This window comes from Halalkalibacter sp. HAAS-P014 (genome assembly GCF_056619965.1).
Window position 1 is genome coordinate 1 of the sequence record NZ_JBWQTV010000006.1, and the last position, 23,997, is coordinate 23,997.

The 23,997-nt window shown below is 34.2% G+C and carries 23 protein-coding genes; all 23 read right to left on the reverse strand.

All coding sequences use genetic code 11. The features are described from left to right. Positions 1 to 112: 112 nt before the first annotated feature. Positions 113 to 679: a glycosyltransferase gene (locus AC1FXZ_RS04780; RefSeq protein ID WP_480051533.1), complete on the reverse strand. Its 567-nt coding sequence runs from the start codon at positions 677 to 679 to the stop codon at positions 113 to 115. A 536-nt stretch (positions 680 to 1,215) separates the two neighbouring features. After that, a complete protein-coding gene (locus AC1FXZ_RS04785) occupies positions 1,216 to 2,994 on the reverse strand; it encodes an ABC transporter ATP-binding protein (RefSeq protein ID WP_480051535.1) in 1,779 nt (592 codons plus the stop codon). Positions 2,995 to 3,082: 88 nt separating this feature from the next. Next, positions 3,083 to 3,727 (reverse strand): hypothetical protein, encoded by a 645-nt coding sequence (locus AC1FXZ_RS04790; protein ID WP_480051537.1) that lies wholly within the window; start codon positions 3,725 to 3,727, stop codon positions 3,083 to 3,085. A 129-nt stretch (positions 3,728 to 3,856) separates the two neighbouring features. After that, the gene (locus AC1FXZ_RS04795) at positions 3,857 to 4,558 is read right to left on the reverse strand and encodes a hypothetical protein (protein WP_480051539.1); all 702 of its coding nucleotides are present in this window, start codon (positions 4,556 to 4,558) and stop codon (positions 3,857 to 3,859) included. 113 nt (positions 4,559 to 4,671) lie between these two features. Continuing rightward, positions 4,672 to 5,688 (reverse strand): glycosyltransferase family 2 protein, encoded by a 1,017-nt coding sequence (locus AC1FXZ_RS04800; protein ID WP_480051541.1) that lies wholly within the window; start codon positions 5,686 to 5,688, stop codon positions 4,672 to 4,674. A gap of 27 nt (positions 5,689 to 5,715) precedes the next feature. Next, the gene (locus tag AC1FXZ_RS04805) at positions 5,716 to 6,891 is read right to left on the reverse strand and encodes a glycosyltransferase (protein WP_480051543.1); all 1,176 of its coding nucleotides are present in this window, start codon (positions 6,889 to 6,891) and stop codon (positions 5,716 to 5,718) included. Positions 6,892 to 6,977: 86 nt separating this feature from the next. Beyond that, entirely contained in the window at positions 6,978 to 8,159 is a 1,182-nt protein-coding gene (locus AC1FXZ_RS04810) for a glycosyltransferase (RefSeq protein WP_480051545.1), read from the reverse strand. Between the two features lie 35 nt (positions 8,160 to 8,194). Then, positions 8,195 to 9,388, reverse strand: coding sequence for a glycosyltransferase (locus AC1FXZ_RS04815; protein WP_480051547.1), 1,194 nt, complete (start codon positions 9,386 to 9,388; stop codon positions 8,195 to 8,197). Positions 9,389 to 9,408: 20 nt separating this feature from the next. Further along, positions 9,409 to 9,828 carry an FAD synthase family protein gene (locus AC1FXZ_RS04820; protein WP_480051549.1) on the reverse strand — a complete coding sequence of 140 codons (420 nt, stop codon included), beginning with the start codon at positions 9,826 to 9,828 and terminating at the stop codon, positions 9,409 to 9,411. Then, complete coding sequence (locus AC1FXZ_RS04825) at positions 9,815 to 11,002, reverse strand: CDP-glycerol glycerophosphotransferase family protein (RefSeq protein ID WP_480051551.1); 1,188 nt, start codon at positions 11,000 to 11,002, stop codon at positions 9,815 to 9,817. The genes AC1FXZ_RS04820 and AC1FXZ_RS04825 overlap by 14 nt, the downstream gene beginning before the upstream one ends. A 14-nt stretch (positions 11,003 to 11,016) precedes the next feature. Further along, entirely contained in the window at positions 11,017 to 12,045 is a 1,029-nt protein-coding gene (locus AC1FXZ_RS04830; RefSeq protein ID WP_480051553.1) for a glycosyltransferase family 2 protein, read from the reverse strand. Between the two features lie 13 nt (positions 12,046 to 12,058). Then, positions 12,059 to 13,237, reverse strand: a complete 1,179-nt coding sequence (locus tag AC1FXZ_RS04835) for a glycosyltransferase (RefSeq protein ID WP_480051555.1) — start codon at positions 13,235 to 13,237, stop codon at positions 12,059 to 12,061. A gap of 18 nt (positions 13,238 to 13,255) precedes the next feature. Beyond that, positions 13,256 to 14,368 carry a glycosyltransferase family 1 protein gene (locus tag AC1FXZ_RS04840; protein ID WP_480051557.1) on the reverse strand — a complete coding sequence of 371 codons (1,113 nt, stop codon included), beginning with the start codon at positions 14,366 to 14,368 and terminating at the stop codon, positions 13,256 to 13,258. A gap of 17 nt (positions 14,369 to 14,385) precedes the next feature. Further along, entirely contained in the window at positions 14,386 to 15,501 is a 1,116-nt protein-coding gene (locus AC1FXZ_RS04845) for a DegT/DnrJ/EryC1/StrS family aminotransferase (protein WP_480051951.1), read from the reverse strand. Positions 15,502 to 15,523: 22 nt separating this feature from the next. Further along, positions 15,524 to 16,186, reverse strand: a complete 663-nt coding sequence (locus AC1FXZ_RS04850) for an acetyltransferase (protein ID WP_480051952.1) — start codon at positions 16,184 to 16,186, stop codon at positions 15,524 to 15,526. Continuing rightward, positions 16,186 to 16,797 carry a sugar transferase gene (locus AC1FXZ_RS04855; RefSeq protein ID WP_480051953.1) on the reverse strand — a complete coding sequence of 204 codons (612 nt, stop codon included), beginning with the start codon at positions 16,795 to 16,797 and terminating at the stop codon, positions 16,186 to 16,188. Before AC1FXZ_RS04855 ends, AC1FXZ_RS04850 begins: the two co-directional genes overlap by 1 nt. 31 nt (positions 16,798 to 16,828) lie before the next feature. Further along, positions 16,829 to 16,981, reverse strand: a complete 153-nt coding sequence (locus AC1FXZ_RS04860) for a YwzD family small protein (RefSeq protein WP_480051559.1) — start codon at positions 16,979 to 16,981, stop codon at positions 16,829 to 16,831. A gap of 18 nt (positions 16,982 to 16,999) precedes the next feature. Beyond that, positions 17,000 to 18,079, reverse strand: a complete 1,080-nt coding sequence (locus AC1FXZ_RS04865) for an EpsG family protein (protein WP_480051560.1) — start codon at positions 18,077 to 18,079, stop codon at positions 17,000 to 17,002. A 33-nt stretch (positions 18,080 to 18,112) separates the two neighbouring features. After that, positions 18,113 to 19,003: a glycosyltransferase family 2 protein gene (locus AC1FXZ_RS04870; protein WP_480051561.1), complete on the reverse strand. Its 891-nt coding sequence runs from the start codon at positions 19,001 to 19,003 to the stop codon at positions 18,113 to 18,115. A gap of 9 nt (positions 19,004 to 19,012) precedes the next feature. Further along, the gene (locus AC1FXZ_RS04875; protein WP_480051562.1) at positions 19,013 to 20,110 is read right to left on the reverse strand and encodes a glycosyltransferase family 1 protein; all 1,098 of its coding nucleotides are present in this window, start codon (positions 20,108 to 20,110) and stop codon (positions 19,013 to 19,015) included. Further along, entirely contained in the window at positions 20,095 to 21,255 is a 1,161-nt protein-coding gene (locus AC1FXZ_RS04880) for a glycosyltransferase family 4 protein (RefSeq protein ID WP_480051564.1), read from the reverse strand. Before AC1FXZ_RS04880 ends, AC1FXZ_RS04875 begins: the two co-directional genes overlap by 16 nt. A 13-nt stretch (positions 21,256 to 21,268) precedes the next feature. Beyond that, positions 21,269 to 22,147 (reverse strand): UTP--glucose-1-phosphate uridylyltransferase GalU, encoded by an 879-nt coding sequence (gene galU / locus AC1FXZ_RS04885; RefSeq protein WP_480051566.1) that lies wholly within the window; start codon positions 22,145 to 22,147, stop codon positions 21,269 to 21,271. Positions 22,148 to 22,164: 17 nt separating this feature from the next. Continuing rightward, on the reverse strand, positions 22,165 to 23,997 hold the full coding sequence (locus tag AC1FXZ_RS04890; RefSeq protein WP_480051568.1) for a polysaccharide biosynthesis protein: 1,833 nt from the start codon (positions 23,995 to 23,997) through the stop codon (positions 22,165 to 22,167).

The window sequence follows — 23,997 nt, forward strand, 5'->3', positions numbered from 1 at the left end:
AGTTTAAATTCGGGTGTAAAAGTTCGACGTTGACGTGTCATAGTAGCACGCTCCCTTAATTTAATAGTCTAAGTTTACAAGCCCTTATTTCATCTGTCCAACTTAGTGTAGCCTATCCATTTGATGTAAAATCAAACCTAGTAAGATCCACCCCGTTCGCACTTCCATTCCATATAACGTTACCTTTGTGACTAGTATAAAGCTTTTCTGATTTGCTAAATTCCAGATTTCCATAACTATCTGGTTCTATATAGGTAGAAAGAGAGCACACTACTTTCTCAATAGCTTTAAAAACTTTTCTACGCCAACCACTAAAACCGACATAGCGTATTCCCCACTGACAATACAGTCTAACGGGGGTTCTTGTTAGCCATGAAGCAATTGAAGCATATAGTGCAGCATTAGGTGTGGAATATTGGATTATGTCAAAATTCTCTTTTTGGAAAAAACGCCTGAGAAGATAAATACTTTTCAATGCACCTAACCCTTCCACACCTCTTTTCATACTTATTGGTCTATAATTAATGCTATTCGGTAAGCTTTTTTTAATTTCATCATCATGGTCACAAACTATTGTAACATCATACCCATTACGACTTAAGAATTTAAGTTGTTCCAAAAGAAAGCTTTTTATAGTTATTGAAGTAGTCGCTACAGCACATATTCTAATTTTTTTCATTATTAACACCAACAATTTATTCTTTATGATTATTAGAGACCAGATGGATTTAAAGCGCTTCACCATTCAATTGTCATATTGCTTTCAATTTTTTTAAATACCTCAATACATTCACTAGTTTTTCTTAATCGGGATTGAACTTCTATCCCCTCTCTTAATGCTTCTAAACGCTTTTCAAAATCCAGGTATACATATTCTAAATAGAATAACCACCTGTATAAATTACTATTTAGTTCAGTTATATTAATTCCTTAAATTCCTCTTGAAATAATGATCTAGATAAGAATTTATTGATTTCTGAGAATATTTCGGTATAATTTGGATTTGTAATTCCAAATAAATTAGAAAAAACATATAAGAAATACTTACTATAAGTTCGGAATGTGTATATTAAAAGGCCTTGTTTTAAATAAAAGCAACAAGGCCAATAAGAAATAATTTTTATCCTTGCATAGATAAAAATTATTTCTTACATAGGTCAAAATCTTTAGCTAAATTCAATACCTTTTACCCGTTTCCTAATTAGTAGCTTTATTCTATACTATGGACTGCTCTATTTTATTTTCCATTGTTGCTAATCTTCCTTTATTGATTTTGAAAACAATATCACAGTTCTCTATTGTACTCAGTCGGTGAGCTATAATAACCAGTGTTTTTTGACCTTTTAATCCATCAATAGCTTTCATTATCTCTTTTTCCGTTTGGTTATCTAATGCGGAAGTTGCTTCGTCCATAAACAAAATCTCGGGGTTGTGATATAGTGCCCTTGCAATTCCAATCCGTTGACGCTGTCCTCCTGAAAGTTTCACACCACGCTCTCCAACAGTAGTTTCCAGCTTATCAGGAAGGCTTTCAACAAATTCTTTCAATTGTGCTTGTTCTAAAGCTCTCCAGACAGCTTCATCATCTATTTTTTCACTTCTAATACCAAATGCAATATTTCCACGAATGGTATCATCAGATAAAAAGATAGACTGTGGAATATAACCAATTTTCCGTTGCCAGAGTGATTTCTGCTCCTCTAAACTTTTTCCATCTACTAAAATTCGACCTTCTTCTGGTTGTAATACACCTAGAATAATATCGACAAGTGTAGTCTTCCCTGCACCTGATTCACCGATAAATGCAACTGAATTGCCAATAGGTATTGTTAACGATACATCTTTTATAGAATAATCCTTTTGATTTGGATATCTAAATGACACATTATTTAACCTTATTGCATTAGTGAATATTTTCTTACCGTTACTAATTATTCCGTTTTGTGAACTGTTAAGCTCATTTAATGAACTGGTATCTCTATTAACAAACAAATCCTCATACACCACAGCTAACGCAGGTTGACTATAGCGAATTGTAGTAATCAATCCAACAACACGATTAATTGAAGGCATGAGTCGAAAAGCAGCCATAGCAAAAAGAGCCATTGTTGATACGAGCTGAGTTGTATCTGTATTTTGAAAGATTATAATGAGCATCGTCATTAGAACTATTGATACCAATAATGTTTCTACAAAAAGTCTTGGTACTTGTTCTAACATTTTCATATATCGGCTATTATTAGCTTTAATTTTACTCTGTTTTGTATAAGCATTAACAAAAAAACTTTCTTTCCCTGACACTTTAACTTCTTTACTAGCTCCTAATCCTTGATTGACCCACTTGATCATTGAAGAACTTACTTTTTGTTGTTCTTTTCCTAAGTGAGTAATTTTTTCACGAAATGCTTTAAAAAACAAAATAACACTACCACCTAAAAGAATTGTTGCTGTTATTGTAGCAGTAGGTGCCGTGTAAAGTAGAAGAGTCAGTATGCACGTAATAATTAATATCTCTGTCATTAAGTGAAAACTCGACATAATAATTCCCTGAAACACTTTAGGGACTTCCCCATTAACATTACGTAGAAGTCTAGAAGTATTTCGTTCTAAATGAAAAGTGTAAGGCTTAGTCAAATACTCTTTAAATAGGCTTCGAGATAATTTAACCTGTTGATTTAAAATAATTCTATATTGAATATAATGAAAGAATAATAGGTAAACATTTTTCAATACAAATACTGTAAGTAAAAGTAAAACAGCAAAAACTATAAATGCTGATGTAGATTGAAAATTTAATAATTCGTATACAAAAGATAGCATCGCTTGTTCGTGTATTATTTGAGGGTTTGTCACAATACCTACAAAAGGAACAATCATACCAATTCCTACTGTTTCAAAAATGGCTGCTATTATCATCATAAAAAAGATTATTACTAACTTTTTCTTCTGCTTTTTATCAAAAAGCATTAATAATTTCTTTATTGACTCCTTCATATTCCTCACCAATCCTATGTCTTAATCATAATAATTACCTTTGCTTTATTAAATATTTATTTTCTAATTATCATACAAGATAGTATACTTAAGTTCTCAACTTTTGCAGGTTAATTGAATTAGCTAATTCTTTCACAATATTCTCTTTAAGCACCTTCTTCACATCACAAGCACAGTGAATAAGATTTATTTTTATTGGGACGTTTGTTAACCCGATAATTTTTGCAATTGCCAATCTATGTGATCCGTCATGACGAATCAATTCACCATTTCGTCCTATATGAACTTCTATTGGAGGTAGCTGATCATACCCATTTTTTTTCATGATCTGAAATAGACAATCATATGAATTAAGAAACTTCTTTATAGACCCCGCTAAACTGACACGGTCTGATAAATAACCATCTTTTAAATAAGTATAATAAACAGTGTCCTCCCACTCTATGCCCTCTATAAAATGCTGATAAAAACCTCGGTAGACCGCTGTTGATTCAAAAGTTATTTTATAATTATCCCAATTCCCATTAACAAGTGAACGATAACCCATTTTTCTCATTTGATTTGGTAAGTCTCGTTGCCATAATGTATGAGTAATAGAAGAAGTTTCCACCCATATTTCTCCATTACTTGGTCGGAATTTTCGATAATAAAATTTCAATTTTCTCGGTGTACAATTCCAAATTGCCTGTTTTATTTTTATAATTTTTCCTTTTGAACAATCAATTTTTTTCATTTAATCCCCCTAATACTGATACTTACGATATAACAACAGAATATTTGGCTGATCTAACGAACAATGCAACTTAAGAAAGTTATAATATACTTTAAAATATAGAATTAAATTTGTAATATTAATTATTACTCATTTTTTATTGTCATATTTTTCAAGTAACAATTTAATTTCTTCTAAATCACTTTTAATATGGTCAATATTATTTTGTTCTTGATTTCCCTTAAATGTATAAAACCCTTCTAAATCAATGTTAATAATCTTCTTACTCTCATTATCATAAAGTAGATTTTGAAGCATCCAGTCACCAGATAACACTTCTTGTTTTCTTTTATATTTGTCTAAGTTACAGACTAAGTTATCTAAAGATTCGAATAAGTCATATGTTTTTATTTTACTTATTGTTTCACCTGCCTTTAATTTCAATCTCAATATTTCTAAGTTCAGACCTTTTATATAAGGAGATTCATAGCTTCCACTTCTATATACTTTTATCGTTCTAGAAATATGATCACCTATATCTTCAGTATCGTTTGAACATGACAAAATTTCCCTGTACATCTTAAAATTTCCTTTTCTTTGCAATTCTCTGAAAAATAAATAACTATAAAAAGTATCTCTCTTAACAACCTTAATAACTTTGTTATTTTTTTCATCTAAGAATATCTTAAATATTCCATTTTTAATGTCTTTTTCAAATGAAACTTCCTTATAACCTTTAATTATAGTTAGGTAAGGAAAATAAAATTTATTATACAATCTAAAAAAACTGATAACCTTTAGATGATATTTGTTAAGGATCATGATTAATAATTTTTTTAATAAAACAAACATTATTTCTCCTTTCAAGTCCTTAATGTAATGTTAATCTAAACATTTCTTGTGGCACTGTTTTAAATTAACAAATATAACAGACACCTTAATCTTAATGAATAAGACATTGTAGTTTATCTGGATAATTTAATTAACAATAAACTGTAACTAATCATATATAGTCGTTTCTTTAATAATTGGTCTAATAGACGATAAAACCGTAAATATTCACCTTGTTTTTTTAGAATCATTTTAAAAACATTATCTGAATTTAATTCTTTAAGAAATCTTTTTTTGGATTTATAATTAATTGTTTTTCTATGGATAATAATGTTCCTTAAACAAAGTGTATACATTGGCAATATATAAGAATATGTTTGAATAAAGACCTCTTCTTTAGCATCTGTATAATTTAAAAAATCAAGCAATGAATTACTAACAGTACTAATATCCGAAACTATATTGCTTTTATTACGCTTTGCTAGTTGGTTTATTGATGTATATACATAATAATGATACAACGCCTCTGGGATGAAAGTAATTGTATTACAATTCTTTAGATACCTTAAATTAAAGTCAAAGTCTTCGTATAAAACCATATCCTTATTAAATTTCAATTTATGTTTATGAATTATTTCCGTTTTGAATAAATACATCCAAGAGGGTTGCATCCAAGCAGAGTTAAGAAAATATATGAAATTACTACCTAGTTCTTTAATGTCCATTGTTTCTTTTTTATAAAATCCATTAAGTTTACTTTTTACCACGTTGTTTTTCGAAGAAAGATGTTCCGTCACCCCAAATACTAATACATCTGCTTTCTCATCATTAACATTTTTCAATAATATTTCTAGTGAGTACCGGTCAATCCAATCGTCACTATCAACAAACAATAGATATTTTCCTTTAGCTATTGCTATGCCATAATTACGTGCTGAAGATACCCCCTCATTTTCTTTATGAATTACTTTTACTCTATCATCTTGGCAGGCATAAATATCACATATTTCTCCGCACTTATCTGGAGAACCATCATTGATTAAAATTAATTCAAAGTCTTGAAAAGTTTGCTCAAGTATTGAGCTTATACACCTATGAATATATTTTTCCACCTTATAGACTGGGACAACAATGCTAAATTTAGGCTTCATGTAACAATTCCCTCTTTTCTTACCTGCTCATATTATTTTTAATATATCCTCTTCACTATTTTCTCTAAAATCTGAAAGGTTTTTACTTAGTCGGTCTCGCTCATGTTTGTTGTCAATTAAAAATTTTATTTCTTTATATAGTGCATTCTCATCAGTATCTACAATTAAGCCAGTTTTGTTATCCATTATCTGTTCAAAAGCTCCTATAAAGTTCGTTGTAATAATAGGTTTTTTTAACAACTTTGCCTCTGCCAAAGTTATACAATAACCCTCATGTCTAGATGTTTGAACATAAATATCAGCTTTTGCTATAAAAGGATAAGGGTTTACTTTAGCTCCTAGTAATCTAAAATCGCTTTTCAATTCATACTCTTCTATTAACATTTCATACTCTTTCCTAGCTTTTCCACCTCCGACACAATACCATCTAACGTTATAGCCTTCTTTTTGAAGTTTTGAGAGTACTTTAATTGCTAAATCTTGCCCTTTTTCTTTTGAGAGTCGCCCAACAGTGACAATCTTTATTCCATTAAAACTATCATCAAATTCAACTGTTTTCTCTGACATCTCTCTTATTAAATCTTTAGATACAATATTTAAAAAGACATCTGCTTTATCTTTGATATTAGGAAATTTTTTTAATACTTTTTGATTCGCTTCTTCAGAAACCGCAAAGATTTTATTAAATTTAATGTAAAGTTTTTTATATAATTTCTCATTAATTAAATGTTTAGAAACATCAAAATGAACCCAGGATATCTTTTTCTGCGCTGTTACTTTATTGGCTACATAATAATCAATAATGTCCGTTGGTCCTTGATATGAAATGGCAACATCATATGTTCTTTCTTTTATAGGAACACTTTTTAATACTTCTTTGTAATATAAATATCTGTTATCAAAGTATTTCGACACTAAATAAGAACATACAAAACTCGGAATCCTTATATATTGTTTTCTTGAGTAATAATCTTTAACTGTTTGTTGAGGTGGCTGCATAATAACAGGTTTAATCTCATTAAACCAAGTAGCTTCCTCTACTTTCACCCAGTCTGGAACTTCCTTCAAGAAACCACCTTTTTTCTCTAAAAGTAAAACTGTAATATCATATTGGTCTTTTGGCATGACAGATAAAAGTGAAAGCAATGACTTTTCTACACCACCAATATTCATACTGCTAAGCATGAATAATACTTTCTTCATTATGGCCACCTCTTGAAAATTGGATAATTATTAATTAAGTAAGTCTCAAACAGTATAAAAATACTATTTGAGACTTACTAATTAAATTAGCTTGAAAGTTTTTCTATTTCTTTTGTCGAATCAACAATTTCATTGCTAAGATTTTTTTTGAGCTTATTTTTTAATATTTTGTCATCTAATATTTTTTTGATTGCTGAATACATCTCTTCCTCATCAAAATTCACAATTAAACCCGTGTGGTTATGAGTGATCTGTTCTTCTGCCCCAGTAAATTTCGTACTAACAATTGGATTAGAAAAGCATTTGGCTTCCGCTAGTGTTATACAATATCCTTCATGACGAGACGATTGTACATATACATCACACTCTTTCATAAAAGGATAAGGATTAGATTTACTTCCTAATAAGATAAAATCATCTTCAACCCTATACTGTTTAATAAGTTGTTCGTACTCCTTTCTCACATGCCCTTCACCAAGACAATACCACTTAACGTTATACCCGTTTTCTTTTAATTTTGCTAATACAGGAATAGTGAGATCTTGCCCCTTTTCTTTGCTTAAGCGACCAACAGTCAGGATTCTTACCCCATTAAAATGATCATCAAACCCTTTTGCATTTGACGCTAACGTAATGACTTGATTTTTTGATAAAACATTATAAAACGTATTAATTTTCCCTTTTAATTCAGGAAGCTGATTCATCAGGACATTTTTAGCTTCATTTGAAACTGCAAAGATCTCATCGAATATTGGGTAGAGCTTTGATGCAAACTCTTGATCAAATCCTATTTTCGAAATATCAAAGTGAATCCATTGAATCTTTTTTGCTGCTTTAATTTTATGGACAACAAAATAGCTTATGAGATCCATTGGACCAGCATAAGCTACCGCGATATCATATTCTTGATTCAGTTTTGGATGATCCTTCAATAAATATTTGAAGAAATGGCATCGATTTTTAGTTACTTTGGATAGAATGTTTATAGCTGCAATCTGACATGCCTTGATTATTTTACCTTCCTTCAATAAACCCTTTGCAGTTAAAAGTGGTGGATTATTTAAAGCATCTTTTATTTCCTCAAATCCATTAAAATATTCAACGTTGACGTTGCTTGGAATATTATTTAAGAAACCACCAAACTCCTCTAGCATAAATATTGTTATATCATATTCATCTTTGGGCATTTCAGCTATCATGTTCAGTAATGCTTTTTCAGTCCCACCGATATTCATATTTTTAACCATGAATACTATTTTTTTCTTCATTAGGCACTACACTCTTTCGATATGAATTTATCTGATTATCCAATTAATTGATAAAATTTATCTAACTCTTCGACGTTGCCTTTCTTTTCTGCTTTCAAATACTTTACAATGTTTTCTTTAAGAATATCATCTTGTAGAACCCTCATAATCCCATTTGCCACAGCTGCTGGATTCATATCCACAACGACACCATTTTTTCCATCAACCATTTGATTGTATACAGCATCAAACCTAGTTGTAACGACTGGTACATTCAGCATTCGAGCCTCTGCAATAGCAAGACCAAAGCCTTCAAATTTTGAGGTTTGCACATATAAATCAGCATGTTTAATATATGGATAGGGATTAGCCTTTACACCCAATAGGATAAATCGATCAGATAAATGGTTGTCTATGATCGATTGTTCGATTTCTTCTTTTAATGGGCCTTTCCCTAACGCATACCATTTGAAGTTAATCCCTTTTTCTTTCAGTCTCTTACATGCTTCTATTGCAATATCATAACCTTTTTGATTAGCCAGTCTACCAATTGTTAAAATTTTAATGCCATCAAAATCATCCTCAAATCCTCCGTCTAATTCAGCCATTTTTGTTATAAAACCGGGATCGTTAATGTCATATAAGACTTTGACTTTATTTGAGTAGTCTGGAAAGGTTTCTAAAAATATATCCTTTGTAGAATCGGAAACTGCAACAATTTTATCGAACGTATTATAAAATTGCTGCTGAAATCTTTTCTCTAGATCTTCGAGTTTGTAACTAACATTTACCCACGCGATTTTTTTCTTTGCTTTTACCTTTTCAGAAACATAGAATGTTGGGATCCCTTGGGAATAACTAATGGCAATGTCGTAGAATGTAGGATTAGTTTCTATCACCTTCGAAGCATATTGCCAAAATAAGCGTGCTTTTTGAGCATTTTTATAATTATTTTTACGTATTTTGAGAGAAAATTTCAATCTTGAAGTTAACATCTTAAAATTAGCTTTCTTAATTGAATATACGAAGGCATCCTTTAAACCTAGAGTAGAGAATGTTGTATATTCAAGTGGTTTTAAAATGTTAACTTCTTTAGGGACTAGCTCTTCCAGCACTGTTCCATGTGCAAAGAGCATTAAGTCGACTTGATACTTAGAATAATCGAGCAGAGATAGTAATGTGACTAAACTCTTCTCCGCTCCTGCACAATCCAAAGATTCAATCACAAATAACAATTTTTTCTTTTTCATTGTATCAATCTCCATGTTTTTTAAACTATTTCAATCTTCTCCTTCACAATCGTCGAAGAAACGCCCTTCGTATAAGAGAAAAACACCAACTCCACTCCAGCTTGATTAAACTTAGTTTCAACCTCACTAAAAATAGGGCTCCCTTTCCAATCATCTCCAACAAACATCACATCAAATTGAATTTGTTCCCAAGCAGCATACTTATCACGATTCACTTGTGGCACTACTTTATCTACATATTTGATTCCCTCAACAATCTCCATTCGTTCATTATGTGGAATCACTGGCTGTTTCTTTTTGTAGCTCAATACTAATTCGTCTGTACTAATGCCCACGATTAAGTAATCACATTGCTCTTTTGCTTTTTTTAATATATTTAAATGGCCAACATGAAACAAATCAAAAACTCCTGTGGTATAACCAATTTTATATGGCTTCATTAAATTCCCTCCTTTTCTTGTTTAAGCAAACTTCATCTAGTTTATCCTTTAAGTGTTTACAAGCTTCTCCGTTCTCAAATGAACCTACACTTTTTTGGAATCTAGATAGATCTTTTTGATACTCTTCACTGCTGAAGTTTTCTATTTTATGTAACAGCTCTTTATTGCTAACAGTGGTTTTAAATGGCAGTTTATTAATATCAAAATAGAGGCTACGGTCATTTTTTGTATAGTCTATAAGGTCTGGAACATACAAAAAACATGGTCGTTTCGTTAAGCTAAAATCAAACATTAAAGAAGAATAATCACTTATTAGAACATCAGATATGCTTAACAATTCTTGAATGTCATCGTAAGCCGTAACATCAATAACCCCTTTGCCATAAACTAATTCATTTGATTTAGACAATAGGTGAGGATGGAGCTTGATAAGAAATGTCCACTCTCCTCCATATTTCTTTCGTAATTGTCCTAACACTTTTGCATAGTCAAGATTATAAACATCTAGTTGATTATCTTTCCTAAACGTAGGTGCATATAAGATAACCTTTGAGTTTACTGGTATATTTATAGAACTGAAAATCCTTCTATTTATGCTTTTATTATTTTGAATTAAAAGGTCATTTCTTGGAGTGCCTTGTTCAAAGATTTCGCCCGAATACCAAAATGCTCTTTTAAAGATGTCTGTACTATATTTACAACCAGATAATAACAAATCACATTTCAGCGAATCTTTCTGAGCCATCTGAACATATTGTTCTGGCAGAGATTCTATAGCATCAAGTTCAATTTGTTTTAACCTCAGCGAGCTGTGCCATGTTTGGATATAATACTGCTCTCTCCTTTTTACGAATAGTTCAGTAGTACGGAAGTTTGTAATAATTACTTTCGATGTACATAATTCATAAAAATATCTTACTGTCATCACCTTAACTTTCCTGATTCCATGTTTTTTTGGAATGAGATTTGGATTATTAAAAGCCCATACAAGATCATATTTTTTAGCATCGTTATTTTCAAGAATGTACTCGGTGATATATTTGGGGTTGCATCCATATTGGCTTCCATAATAGCTAAAGAAAATTAATTTATTTTTCTTAATAGGAAAACAGTTAAATAGATGGATGAGTAAGAGTACTAGTGTTTTTTTTATCCTCCCTATTAACTTATTCATTTAACATGCCTCCTCTACGTATTAATGCGCTCTAGTCCAATCGGTTTTGGAAGCACTTTTATTTTTCTTAATAATTTCTTTGCTGCAAGGAAAACAACATTTAAGTACGGATGAATTAAAAATAAAGCTAATTGTTTTTTTAATTCCTTATCCTTCTTGACAGCTCTAATAAATTGTGCAGCATGAGTTTGAATATAGTTTTTGATTTCTAGCTTATGTATGCCGCCCTTATCCTTTTGTCCATTTAATACAAGAAGGTTAAAGTGAGTCAAACACGTTCTTACTATCACCTTATACGAGTCATCAACAAGCCCTTCATAATGTCTTTCGATAAAAGAATGCCTTTCTTTTAACCCTTTGATAATATCTAAGTTTCTCGGCGTGTAGGTTGCAACTATGCTGTCACTTCGCTGCAGATAATAGAATTTTGGTCGATGCAATATCACATATTTATTCACCTGATGCATCACCTTATGAGCCCAGAACACATCTTCAAATAGAACGCCTTTTTTAAACGGGATGTCTTTAATCAGCTTTGTTCTATAGAGCTTCCCCCAAGCAAAGTTCTTCACTCTTTCATTAATGACTAACTCAGACATTACTTCTTTTTTATTTAAGATGACTGGAGGATCGTCTTGCGAATAGTACCTATTATCAAACAGTAAATGATCTTCATAGGCATAATAAAAAGCTGACTGCACCACATCAGCTTGAAACGACAAACTAGTTGATACCATATCCTCAATCATAGAAAGGTCGGCCCAATCGTCACTATCAACAAATAGAGTATACTCTCCTGTTACGTACTTCATCCCATAATTTCGGGCATCTGATAGACCGCCGTTTTTTTTGTGAACTGCTATTACACGGTTATCTTTAGCTGCATACTCATCAATCATTTTCCCGCAATGATCAGGAGAACCATCATTGACAAGAAACACCTCAAGATTTAAGTAAGTTTGATTCAAAATGCTATCTACACATCTAGCAAGGTAATTCTCTACTTTATAGATAGGAACAACAACACTCACTTTTGGTAGCATGTTTTGTCCCTCCTTACACTAGTTGATATAACTTCTCTAATTCCTCATTATTACCATAGTTTGTACCTTTACAATTTTGAGCTAAGTCAGTCCGTAATTGAGTATCTAGATAAAGCTCTGCAATACCATTTGCAATCCCTTCAACAGACATCTCACAAATGCACCCGTCAAAACCATTTCTAACCTGGCTGTTTGCTGTTGTATAGTTTGTGATTAACACTGGCTTAGATAGAATTTGAGCTTCTCCAACTGTTACAGCTTTTCCCTCATAGCGTGATGGCTGCACATATAAATCAGCTGCTTTCATAAATGGGTAAGGATTGATTTGTTTCCCTAATAATATGAATTGGTCATTTAGACCATTCTTTTCAATCAAATCCGTTATCATTATTTCATCTCCACCATATCCAACAACATACCAAGCAATGTTGTCATAGCCTCGATCTTTTAATACCTTTAATGCACGTACAGCGTTGTCAATTCCTTTCGCATGAGATAGCCTAGCTACTGTAATGATTTTAAACCTTGGATCCTTAACCATTGGATTTTCAACTTTTTCGTTTGCTAGATGTCTAACCATATCTGGAGAAGTAATGTTCTCCATAACTACAACCTTCTTTTGCAATCTTGGATACTTTTGAATAAATGAATTTTTACATTCCTCAGATACAGCCATAATGTAGTGAAATTGATTCCACATTTGAATGTCCAACTTCACATCCGTTTCGACTGTAGAAAAGTCGGTGTGGATCCAGGCTATTTTTGTTTTGGCATTCACTTTATTGGCAATGAAGTAATGTGGCCATAAGTAACTAATAGCAACATCGTACTCTTTTTCTATTTTCGGTAGAAAGGGCAGTGAATATTTCCACATATATTGCATTTGCTTATAGCCATTTTCAGTAGACTTACTAAGACTTGCTTTGTATTTGGAAATCAATCTAACAAGCCCTAATGAAAGGTTTCCACTTTTTAACGTTTCTCCAATGGAGAGTCGAAACGTTTTATATGGCTTTAACTCTGTTAATAGGTTTGGTTTACTTGGAAGTAAGTTCATAAAGTCACCAGTATGACTGTAGAGCATGACGTCAACATTATATTTTTGATAGTCAAAGTTATTGAGCATACTGATCATGCTTCTTTCTACTCCACCAACCTCCATATCAAATGAGGAGATTAATAACTTTTTCATACGTCCCTCCATTATTCATTAAGATTGGTAGATACTCATCAGATTATGAATCCCAATCGATAATGAATAACCATTTTTTTCAAATGCTTCGGTTACGTTCACTTTACTCGTTTCATTATTGTTAGCTTGATTCATTATCGTTTCTGCCCAAGCATCAGGGCCAGCAGCTAGCTTTAATTTTGTAACTAAGTTCATGTGTAAGTCAGCTTCTGGTTGAATCGCTTCAGAGACAATACAGGGCACTTTGCAAGCTTGAGCTTCTAACAACACTAAGCCCAATCCTTCATAAATAGAAGGAAACACAAAAACATCCATGCTATGTAACATAGTATGGATATCATCTCTAAGTCCCACAAAACGTATGTGTTCATATAAGCCTTTTGCTTTTGCTTCTTCTTCGATTTGTTTGCGAAGGTCTCCATCTCCAACAAGAAGCAATTTGGTGTTACTGTTTTTATTTAGTGTACTTTTTAAAATATCTAATAAAAAGGTATGGTTTTTAGGTTCAATAAATCTGCCAATATGGCCAATGACAAAGCTGTCTTCTAACTTTGCTTCTTTCTTGAATTCCACTACTGCATGTTTATGGTCACCTAAAAACGTTGAATACTCGATAAGATTAGGAAAAAACGAATACTTTTTACTGTTAAATACATGATCACCAAATAAGTAACTTCCTGCTTGTTTGCTGCATGCAAGTAACTTCGTTGAAAACCCTGAAATCACCGTTCTCATAGTATGAATATAAATTTTTCTAATTAAACTATCGTTTTTATCCAATGTGGTATGTGCATGGGCAATTCTCACCTTCACTCCAGTAAGCTTTGCTGCTGCATTAGCAATCCCACAGTGAAACAGTGTATGAGAATGGACCACATCGTATGGGCCATGTTTCTTCATTACTTCTATCAATTCTTTAATTGATTGGGTTTTTGATACCTTTATCACTTTCCCACCCAATTTCTTTATTTCTTTGTCATAATGAGCTTCCTCTTGACTAAAGGAAATAAAATCAAATTGTATTTTTGTCCTATCTATGTTTCGGAAGATATTCATTAACATAGTTTCTGTCCCAGCGCGGTTCATTGCACCGACAACGTGAAGGACTTTCAATGGTTTTACATCATTCATTTGCTGCCTCATATTCTTTATACTTTCATTTTAATAGATTTTTTAATACATTGGACCACTCGACTTTGCTCTTCTTCTGTTAGATTAGACCCCGAAGGAAGACAAACCCCTGTATAAAACAATGATTCAGAAACATTTTCCCTTTCACTGTGAGGGTAATACGATGTCCCTTTAAACAGAGGCTGCATATGCAACGGTTTCCAAACGGGACGGGCCTCGATATTCTCTTCAGCCAATGAGTCTAGTATTTCTTTTATTGATACTTCTGCTTTTGCTTCCTCGACTGTTAAAGCGGTTAGCCAACGATTTGACTTGGTTCCTTCTAATTCGGGCATAAATTTAATACCCGGAAGGCCTGCTAATTCTTGAGTATAGCGCTCATAAACCGTTCTTCTTGCCTGAACTCTTTCATCTAGCATGGCTAGTTGCGACCTACCGACACCGGCTAAAATATTACTCATTCGGTAGTTATAGCCAAGAACACTATGTTGATAGTGGCTAGCTTGATCTCTTGCTTGAGAAGCTAAGAAACGTGCTTTTGTGAGAGCTTCTCTGTTATTTGAAATAAGCATTCCACCACCGGATGTCGTAATTATCTTATTTCCATTAAAAGAATAAATACCGAATTCTCCAAAGCTCCCACTACGTTTTCCTTTGTAGTTCGAACCAAGAGATTCAGCTGCATCTTCAATAATAGGGATACGATATGCATTACATAAGGCAACGATTTCATCCATTTTAGCGCTCTGTCCGTACAAATTGACAACAATCACGGCTTTTGGAAGTTTCCTCTCAATCGCTGCATCAATAAGTGCCCGTTCCAAAGCTTGAGGTGACATATTCCACGTATCTCGCTCTGAATCGATAAATACCGGTTCAGCTCCTTGGTAGAGAATCGGATTCGCACTTGCTACAAATGTAAGACTTGAACAAAATACTTTATCACCATTTTGCACTCCTAAAAAAGAAAGAGCCAAATGAATTGCTGCGGTTCCGGAACTTAGGGCTACAGCATCTTTGACTCCTGCGTACTCTGCTATTTCTTTTTCAAAAGCGTCCACATTCGGACCAAGTGGGGCAATCCAATTGGACTCGAATGCATCCTTAATATACCTTTGTTCATCTCCATTCATATGGGGTGGAGAGAGATGAATTCTACTTTTGAACAATTGATCGGACAACCCTATCACCTTCTTTCAGTTTGATTTTGGCTGGAATCCCCACTGCCGTACAACCGGCCGGAATGTGATTAATGACTGTTGCTCCGGCTCCAATAATGGACCACTCACCAATTTTTTTGGCTGGAATGACTGTTGCCCCTGCTCCTATATGAGCACCCTCGTTAATCTCAACGGAACCGGTAATCGTTGCATTAGGTGAAATATGAGCAAAGCTCCCAACGGTACAGTCATGCTCAACAACCGAATTTGTATTAATAATCGTATGTTCCCCAATATGAGTATCTGCGTTAATAACGGCATTAGGCATGATGACCGTTCCAATTCCAACCTTTGTATTCGGACTGATCACGGCAGAAGGATGAGTTAATGATATAAATAATTCCTTTGGCAAGTTTAATTGTTGGACGATTTTCTTTCGAGTGTAATTATTTCCGATCCCCATAACAAATTTGATTTCGTCAAAATGGTGAAGGAACTCATTAACTGCTGCAACTGGACCAAGAAATAGATCATTTTTTCTTGAAAAATGATTGTATTTGTCATCTAAATAACCGATTACTTCAGCATTTTCATTAGCCAAGACAAGCTCATGAATGACCTTGCTATGGCCACCTTGGCCGATAATAACAACCTTTATCACTGATTCTCACCCACTTTGGAATTTGTCCCTTGAAAACGTTCCACCGTAGCATTACCAGGCTGGTTAATTCCTTCTGATTTAAACACTTTATAAACTGTTAAAAAGAGTATTTTTAAATCGAGTAGAAATGTTTGGTTTCGTACATACCAAACATCTAATTCGAATTTTTCTTCCCAAGAAATAGCATTGCGACCATTTACTTGTGCCCAACCGGTAATACCTGGCCGAACAAGGTGGCGCATAGCTTGCTTTTTAGTGTAGAGGGGAAGGTATTCCATTAATAAAGGCCTTGGTCCAACTAAGCTAATGTCACCTCTTATCACATTAATTAATTGAGGAAACTCATCTAAACTATATTTTCGAATGAATTTTCCAATACCAGTTAATCTGACTTCATCTGGTAATAAGTTACCTCGCTCATCTTTTTCATCATTCATGGTTCTAAATTTATACAGATAGAACGGTTTTCCATGCAACCCTGGACGCTGTTGCGTAAAGAACACTGGTGTACCAAGCTTTACCCTAATCAATAAAGTGATCATAACAACAACCGGGAAAAGCATTAACAAGAGAGTTGACGAAACAACTAAATCGAAAATGCGTTTAATGTTGTTCACCTCCCAAAACAAGTAACGGACATTACTTTGTCGCTTTTGTTGCTGTCACTAATTCTTGTTTAATATCTTCAATGAGCTCAGTTACACCAATGTTTTCTGATTCTGTCCCTTTTTGATATATAGCTACCAAGATTTCTTTCAATCTCTTTTCATCAATATTTTCTGTTATACTCATTTTTAACCCTCACATGTTTTATGAAAATGGCAGAAAGTCACTTCTATAAATGATATTTAACGATCTTACGTGTTCTTGGTAAAAATAAAACAAATAACAAATAACAATCGCATAATAAATCAACTTCCGGTCTCTTTCTTTAAAAAGGTTCACAACCCAACCAATTAAGATTAATTGATATAACCCAAAGTAAATATTAAATCTAGCAAAAATCCAGTTCTGAGAAGCAATGATGATGAAAACAAGATTTAGCAAACATAAGTTGACGATATAATCACTATTAGGAAATAGCTCTCTTAATTTATCCCGTCCTAGATACGCTAAAATAAGAGGAGCCGCATTAACAGCGATCCTCAAAACGTTTGCACCGCCCTCAGAGAAGTTCACGTAATTTCCATACTGGCTGTCGGCAATCGCTGAAAATAACATTTCTGAAAATTGGTTGTATCCGAGTACGATTACAACCGCTAATCCAATAATAGAAAAAGTTGTTTTCGTCCAAGCCTTTCTTCTCACTAAGAAATACATCGGAATTAAAATCAAAGCACTCTGGTGAAATGTTGATGCCAACACAACAACGAGCGTGAATCTCTTCCAACTGCCATCTAATATATATTTTGTTGCTGCAAAGATAATTGCGGCTGCAAGAAATTGTCTAATCCCGTTCATTGAAACTAAAAATAAGCCACTAGCTACATACACATAGAGACTTAATTCAAACAAGCGTGCATATTTATAGAGGACAAGAACAATGAATGCATTCGTAATGAGTGCAGTTGTAAAGATCATAATTTGTGCATCATCAGAAAAATTCTGCAAAAACATTTGCAGAACACCAAACCCCATATCTTTCTCTTCACGGATAAATTCCCATGTAAAGACATTTTCATCATAGATCTCACGGTAGACATAAGTATCGCCGATATTCCTTCGCAAACCGGAAACGAACACCAATGTCATATAAGCTAAAAATGCAAAAAACCTGCTAGGTTTTACTATTACAGGTGATTCTGTTACCTTTATTACTGGTTTTGATACATATCTGGCAAAAAACGCTAAAGTAGAAACGAAGGTAAGATTCAGCCAAAGAATGGTCATGATCATTTTCCTCTCAAAAAGGCTGGCAAGATATTACACATTCACAACTTTTGTTTTTGATAACACATACATATATAGGATTAGTCCTAATGGTACTGCCATTATCGTCAATGCTTTGTTTGGAGTATCTTTTAGAAACTTTCCATTTTTACTCAGACATGAACTAGACACATAATGTATTGCCTGTCTAAATTTAAATGGGATACTAGCAAAGGGCAACTTCATTAATTCCTTACGGTAAAATGCAAAACCACAAGGGTTTTTGCGGTATTGGTTAAACATATTTAATGATGAGCCGTCTGCCAAGTATTCAACGATACAAAGTGTTTCATTCATAATTAATAGTTCATAATCTTCGTCTAATTTATAATACTTGTAAGCTAAGCCTACATATTTTTCCCCATTAAAAACCGGATAAGGGTAACGCTTTGTCAGCTCTGTTCGATAGACGAGCTTTTTATCACCAGTTACACCAAATTTAGAATACAATTCAAAAAGGGTTGCTGTTTGTAGATGTTCAGGTAATTTTGTTCCAATTACTTGGCCGTCTGAGTAACAATCCAGACCAACAATCCCACTTACCCTATCGCTCCCATACTTAGACCAAAACGTTATGATTTTTTCGACTGCATCTTCTGGCAAGAAATCATCCGAATCAATGCATACATTTAGTTCCGTTTGTATTAATTCATATGCTGTGTTATGTGCTCCGTGCATACCTTGGTTTTCTTGCCAAACATATTGGATTTCTATTATGTTTTCTTTCATCCATAAATCTACTAATTCTTTTGTATGATCAGTAGAGCCATCATCGATAATTAACCATATAAAGTTTTTATTCGTTTGCCTCTTCAAACTTTCATAACAGTTGTGCAGACAGTAGGCTCTATTAAATGTTGGTGTGAAAACGGTTAGCTGTTTCATATGTCACCTCTATATAGCTGTGTAAAATCCTTGTGTCCACACGGCTGTTTCTTTAATATCATAGCCATTCTTTGATAAAGATTGACGTGGTATAACTCTAGATTCAGTTGTCGCAGCTTGCTGTATTGAACTTCTCCATTGTGTTTTGTCATTCAAAGAGCAGTATTGAACCAAATTTATTCTCATGTCGGCTTCTTTCGTAATTTGGTCAGAGATCACACACGGCAACCCTGCACCCTGTGCCTCTATTAGAGTTACGGGCAAACCTTCATGCAATGATGGAAACAAAAATAAATCAAATCCTTGAAGTAGGCGATCAATATCACTCCGTACACCGAGTAACATGACGTTCTCTTCAATGTTTAACGTCTTTATTTTTGTTTCGATCTCTTTCCGTAAAGGTCCGTCCCCTGCTAACACAAGCTTTGCTTTTGGAAGATCTTTTAACACATCTGCAAAAATATCCAACAGAAAGGTATGATTTTTTTGATGGTTAAACCTGCCAACATGGCCGATCACAAATTCATCTTTTATATTTAGTTCCCCTCTGACTTCTTCGCGCTTTTTCTCTGAAAACTTAAATCTCTCACATTCAATTCCATTCTGAAGGATTTTCACCTCTTTCTTGCTGTCGGTATATAGCCAATCTGCCGCTGCTTGCGAACAAGCAAATAAATGGGTGGCATTTTGCATAATATATTTTCCGGCATACCACTTATAAAGTCTGGCGGGCAGACTTCCTTCACTGTTCGTATTGTGGCTATGGGCTATTCGAACAGGAATGTTGTTGTTTTTTGCTACACGCAATACAAAACCACTCATTTTATCTAAATGGGAATGAACAATTTTATAATCACTGTGCTCTTTGAAAAATTGATTGAGTGCTTGAATATAGCCAAAATGACCTTTGTCTGTTATATATGGTATCCGATAAACTTTGCCACCCTTTTCGATAATTTCCTTATCAAATACTCCTTCTTTACATGTTAAAAAATCAAATTGGACTTTTGTTCTGTCAATATTACGATATAAATTCATTAAGAGCGTTTCCGCTCCGCCGCGATTCATATTGACAACAACATGCAATATCCTCAATGGAATGCCCATTCAACCCCCTCCTTCTCACTCATGTACTTTTTATAAATTCTGCTAATTTCATCCATAATATTTTTGGTTGAATATTTATTTCTAATGATTGTTCTTCCGTTAGAACCTAAATTCTTTAACAGCTCTTGATCTCTGCTTACCTTTAGTATCTTTTCAGAGAACTCCTTTGGATCGTTTGGATCAATGACCCATCCGTTTTTGTTATTAAGTACGAGCTCACAGTGCCCCCGATTTGCACTTGCGACAACAGGCAATCCACAAGCCATGGCTTCCATAATATTTACCGGCAAGCCTTCTCGGAGGCTTGATGCCACTGCGATGTCGCATAAAGGCAATAAACGATCAATATCTTTCCGAAAGCCAAGAAATTCAATCTTGTCTCTCACATGAAGAGAATCAGCTAAAGTTTTGCACTCATCTAACATTCGCCCTTCTCCAGCTAATAAAAGACGAGCTTGTGGGAGCTCGTCTTTTATCAATGCTAATGCACGTATGAGTAGTTGTTGATTTTTGTTCTTGTTAAATTCAGCAGCGTAAAACATAAGAAAATCATCAGCTGTATAACCGAAATCTTTTCGGGCTTTTACCCTGCTTTTTTGATCAACCGGTTTAAAGCGTTCGGTATCAATTCCTACACCGTGGACATGTTGGATAAATTTTGCCCTAAAGCGATGTTGATGGGCTAATTGATAATCCTCAGTATTAATTGTAATTAAATCATCCGTATATTTTGCTAAATAACTTTCAATCGGATAATACACAATCCAATTCAAAACCGGCGCACCTTTACAAAAATGAAACCCATGAGCCGTATAAAGTACCTTTGTTCCTTTTTTCCTTACATTACGTGCAGCCAAACGAGCAATCACTCCACCAAGAGGTGTATGGCAATGGATGATATCATACTGATGTTCATCAATGATTTTTTTTAATTCGTGATAAGCTTTTAGATTGTTTAGATGAAATGGCGAACGTTCGATCGGGATATCGAATTTCTGATTTGTAAATGGCAATTCCATCGTTCCTGATGCTGCTACATGTACGTCCCAGCCTTGTTCTTGAAACCATTTCATATAAGGTAAATGAAAGGCTTTGAAATGATAATCAACGGTTGCGCAATATAGAATTTTTTTTGCCACAGTCATCACCATTTCCACCCTACTTAATGTATTCTTTTTCCATTACTTCTGATAAGTAATCTAGTAATTCATACTTCAATTCATTGTGTTGGAGGGCAAATTCAATTGTCGTTTGAATAAAGCCCATCTTATCACCTACATCATAGCGAACACCTTCGAAATCATAAGCATACACTGCTTCTACTAGATTTAACCTCGCAATAGCATCTGTTAATTGAATTTCATCACCGGCTCCCGGTTCGAGCTTCTCTAATATATTAAAAATCTGCGGACTAAGAATATAGCGCCCTAAAATAGCTAGGTTTGAAGGCGCCTCTTCTCTCTTTGGTTTTTCAACTAGATTCATGACGTTATAAAAACGCTCACCTATTTCTTTGCCATCAACGATTCCATATCGCGAGACATCTTGATCTCTAACGGTTTGAACACCAAGGATTGATGACTTATAGCGATCATATTGTTCGATCATTTGCTTTAAGCAAGGTTTGTCTGCTCGGACGATATCATCGCCTAATAATACGGCAAACGGTTCATTGCCGATAAATTTCCGAGCGCACCATATGGCATGGCCTAATCCTTTTGGTTCTTTTTGACGGATGTAGTGAATATCAACGAGCTTGGATGACTTCTGCACTTCGTTAAAAAGTTCAACTTTTCCTTTGTTCAACAGATTTTGTTCTAGCTCAAAAGAATGGTCAAAATGGTCTTCAATTGCTCTTTTCCCTTTTCCTGTCACAATGATGATGTCCTCAATACCTGATTCGACAGCTTCTTCTACAATATATTGAATGGTTGGCTTATCGACGATTGGAAGCATTTCTTTTGGCATTGCCTTTGTAGCTGGTAAAAAGCGAGTTCCTAGGCCCGCAGCTGGTATGATTGCTTTTTTGACTTGCATGTAATCGACTCCTCTATTTAACCCGGTATTGGTAATGGTTTATTCTCAATCACTTGTTCTTTTCGGTTAGCTAATGAAACTAGTGTACTCGCTAATGCATTTTTATCTTGAACCTTAAATGTTTGGATAATCTCTTCAATTTCATCTATATAGATTGTGGACGTTTTTCCGATATAAATTTTCGGGTACACTTGCTTGTCGTTCACTTCATTGTCATTAAGAAGTTCTTCAAACAGTTTTTCTCCAGGCCTCATACCACTAAATTTAATGCCAATCTCATCTACTGAATTACCAGATAGTTTTATGAGATTTTTAGCTAAATCAACAATTTTCACAGGGTCTCCCATGTCAAGAACGAACGTTTCTCCCCCTCGCGCTAAACTGCCAGCCTGGATCACGAGGCGCGACGCTTCTGGTATCGTCATAAAATAACGCACCATATCTGGATGCGTAACGGTAACAGGGCCACCTTTTTGAATTTGCTTTTTAAAAAGAGGAATGACGCTTCCCCGACTTCCAAGGACGTTGCCAAAGCGTACGGCAATAAATTTTGTTTTGCTCGTTCTGCCCATGTCTTGAATGATCATTTCAGCGAGCCTTTTTGATGCGCCCATTACGCTTGTCGGGTTAACAGCTTTATCAGAAGAAATCATCACAAAGGTTTTTACTTCATGTAAATCAGCAGCTATCGCAACGTTTTTTGTGCCGATAATATTATTTTTAACTGCTTCTTCAGGATTTCGTTCCATTAAAGGGACATGCTTATGTGCTGCAGCATGATAGACGACATCAGGATGGTGCTTTTCCATAATCATGAGCATCTTTTCAAAATCTTGAATATCAGCTATTTCTGTAGAAAACTGAATTGTTGAATTCTGAAACATCTCCTTTAATTCCACTTCAATTGAATAGATGCTATTTTCACCATGCCCTAACAAAATGAGTTTCTTTGGATTGAAATGAGCTGCTTGGCGGCATACCTCTGAACCGATCGAACCACCTGCTCCTGTCACGAGGACGGTTTTACCCGTTACATATTCAGAGATACTTTCAATATCCAGCTCAACTGGATCCCTTCCGAGTAAGTCTTCAACTTCAACATCGCGAAATTGTTTTACTGAGACTTTTCCTGTCACTAAATCTTCCAACATCGGGAGGATCTTTGTTTTCGCTTGCGTCTTAGCACATTCTTGAAAGATCTTATTTAATTCTCTTTTTGACAGTGACGGAATAGCTATTATAATATTGTCAACTTGAAAGTTTTCGACCGTTTGTTCGATTTGGTCGATCCCACCGACAACAGGTATTCCTAAAATATCTAGATTATGCTTTTTTATGTCATCATCAATAAATGCTATCGCACACAGTTCTGCTTCATTGCTATTTTGTAGTTGTCTAGCAACCATTGTCCCGGCAGCTCCAGCTCCAATAATTAATGTACGTATTCGATTTGTTTTTTTTGAAATATATGTATCACGAACGACACGCCAAAAAAAACGAGACCCACCAATAAAAAGCAAATGCAGCATCCATGTTGTAGCAAGCAATCGAACATACACACCTTGTGTAAGCAATTGTTGAACGCCTGCAGCTAGTAAAACGGAAAACGTTACAACCTTCAAGATGATCAGCAATTCACCGATACTTGCATATTCCCAAGCCTTTTTATACAGCTTATAGTAAAATGAAAAACTATGATGGCAGATTAAGATTGTAACAGCTGTTATGACAAGGGTTGAACTCAAAATAATCCGATTGTCATAAACCAATAAATTGCTTAAAAAAATCGTCGTAACAATAAAGAGTGAATCAATTAAAACTAATAGAGATAACCTTTGGTGGTAAGCCAT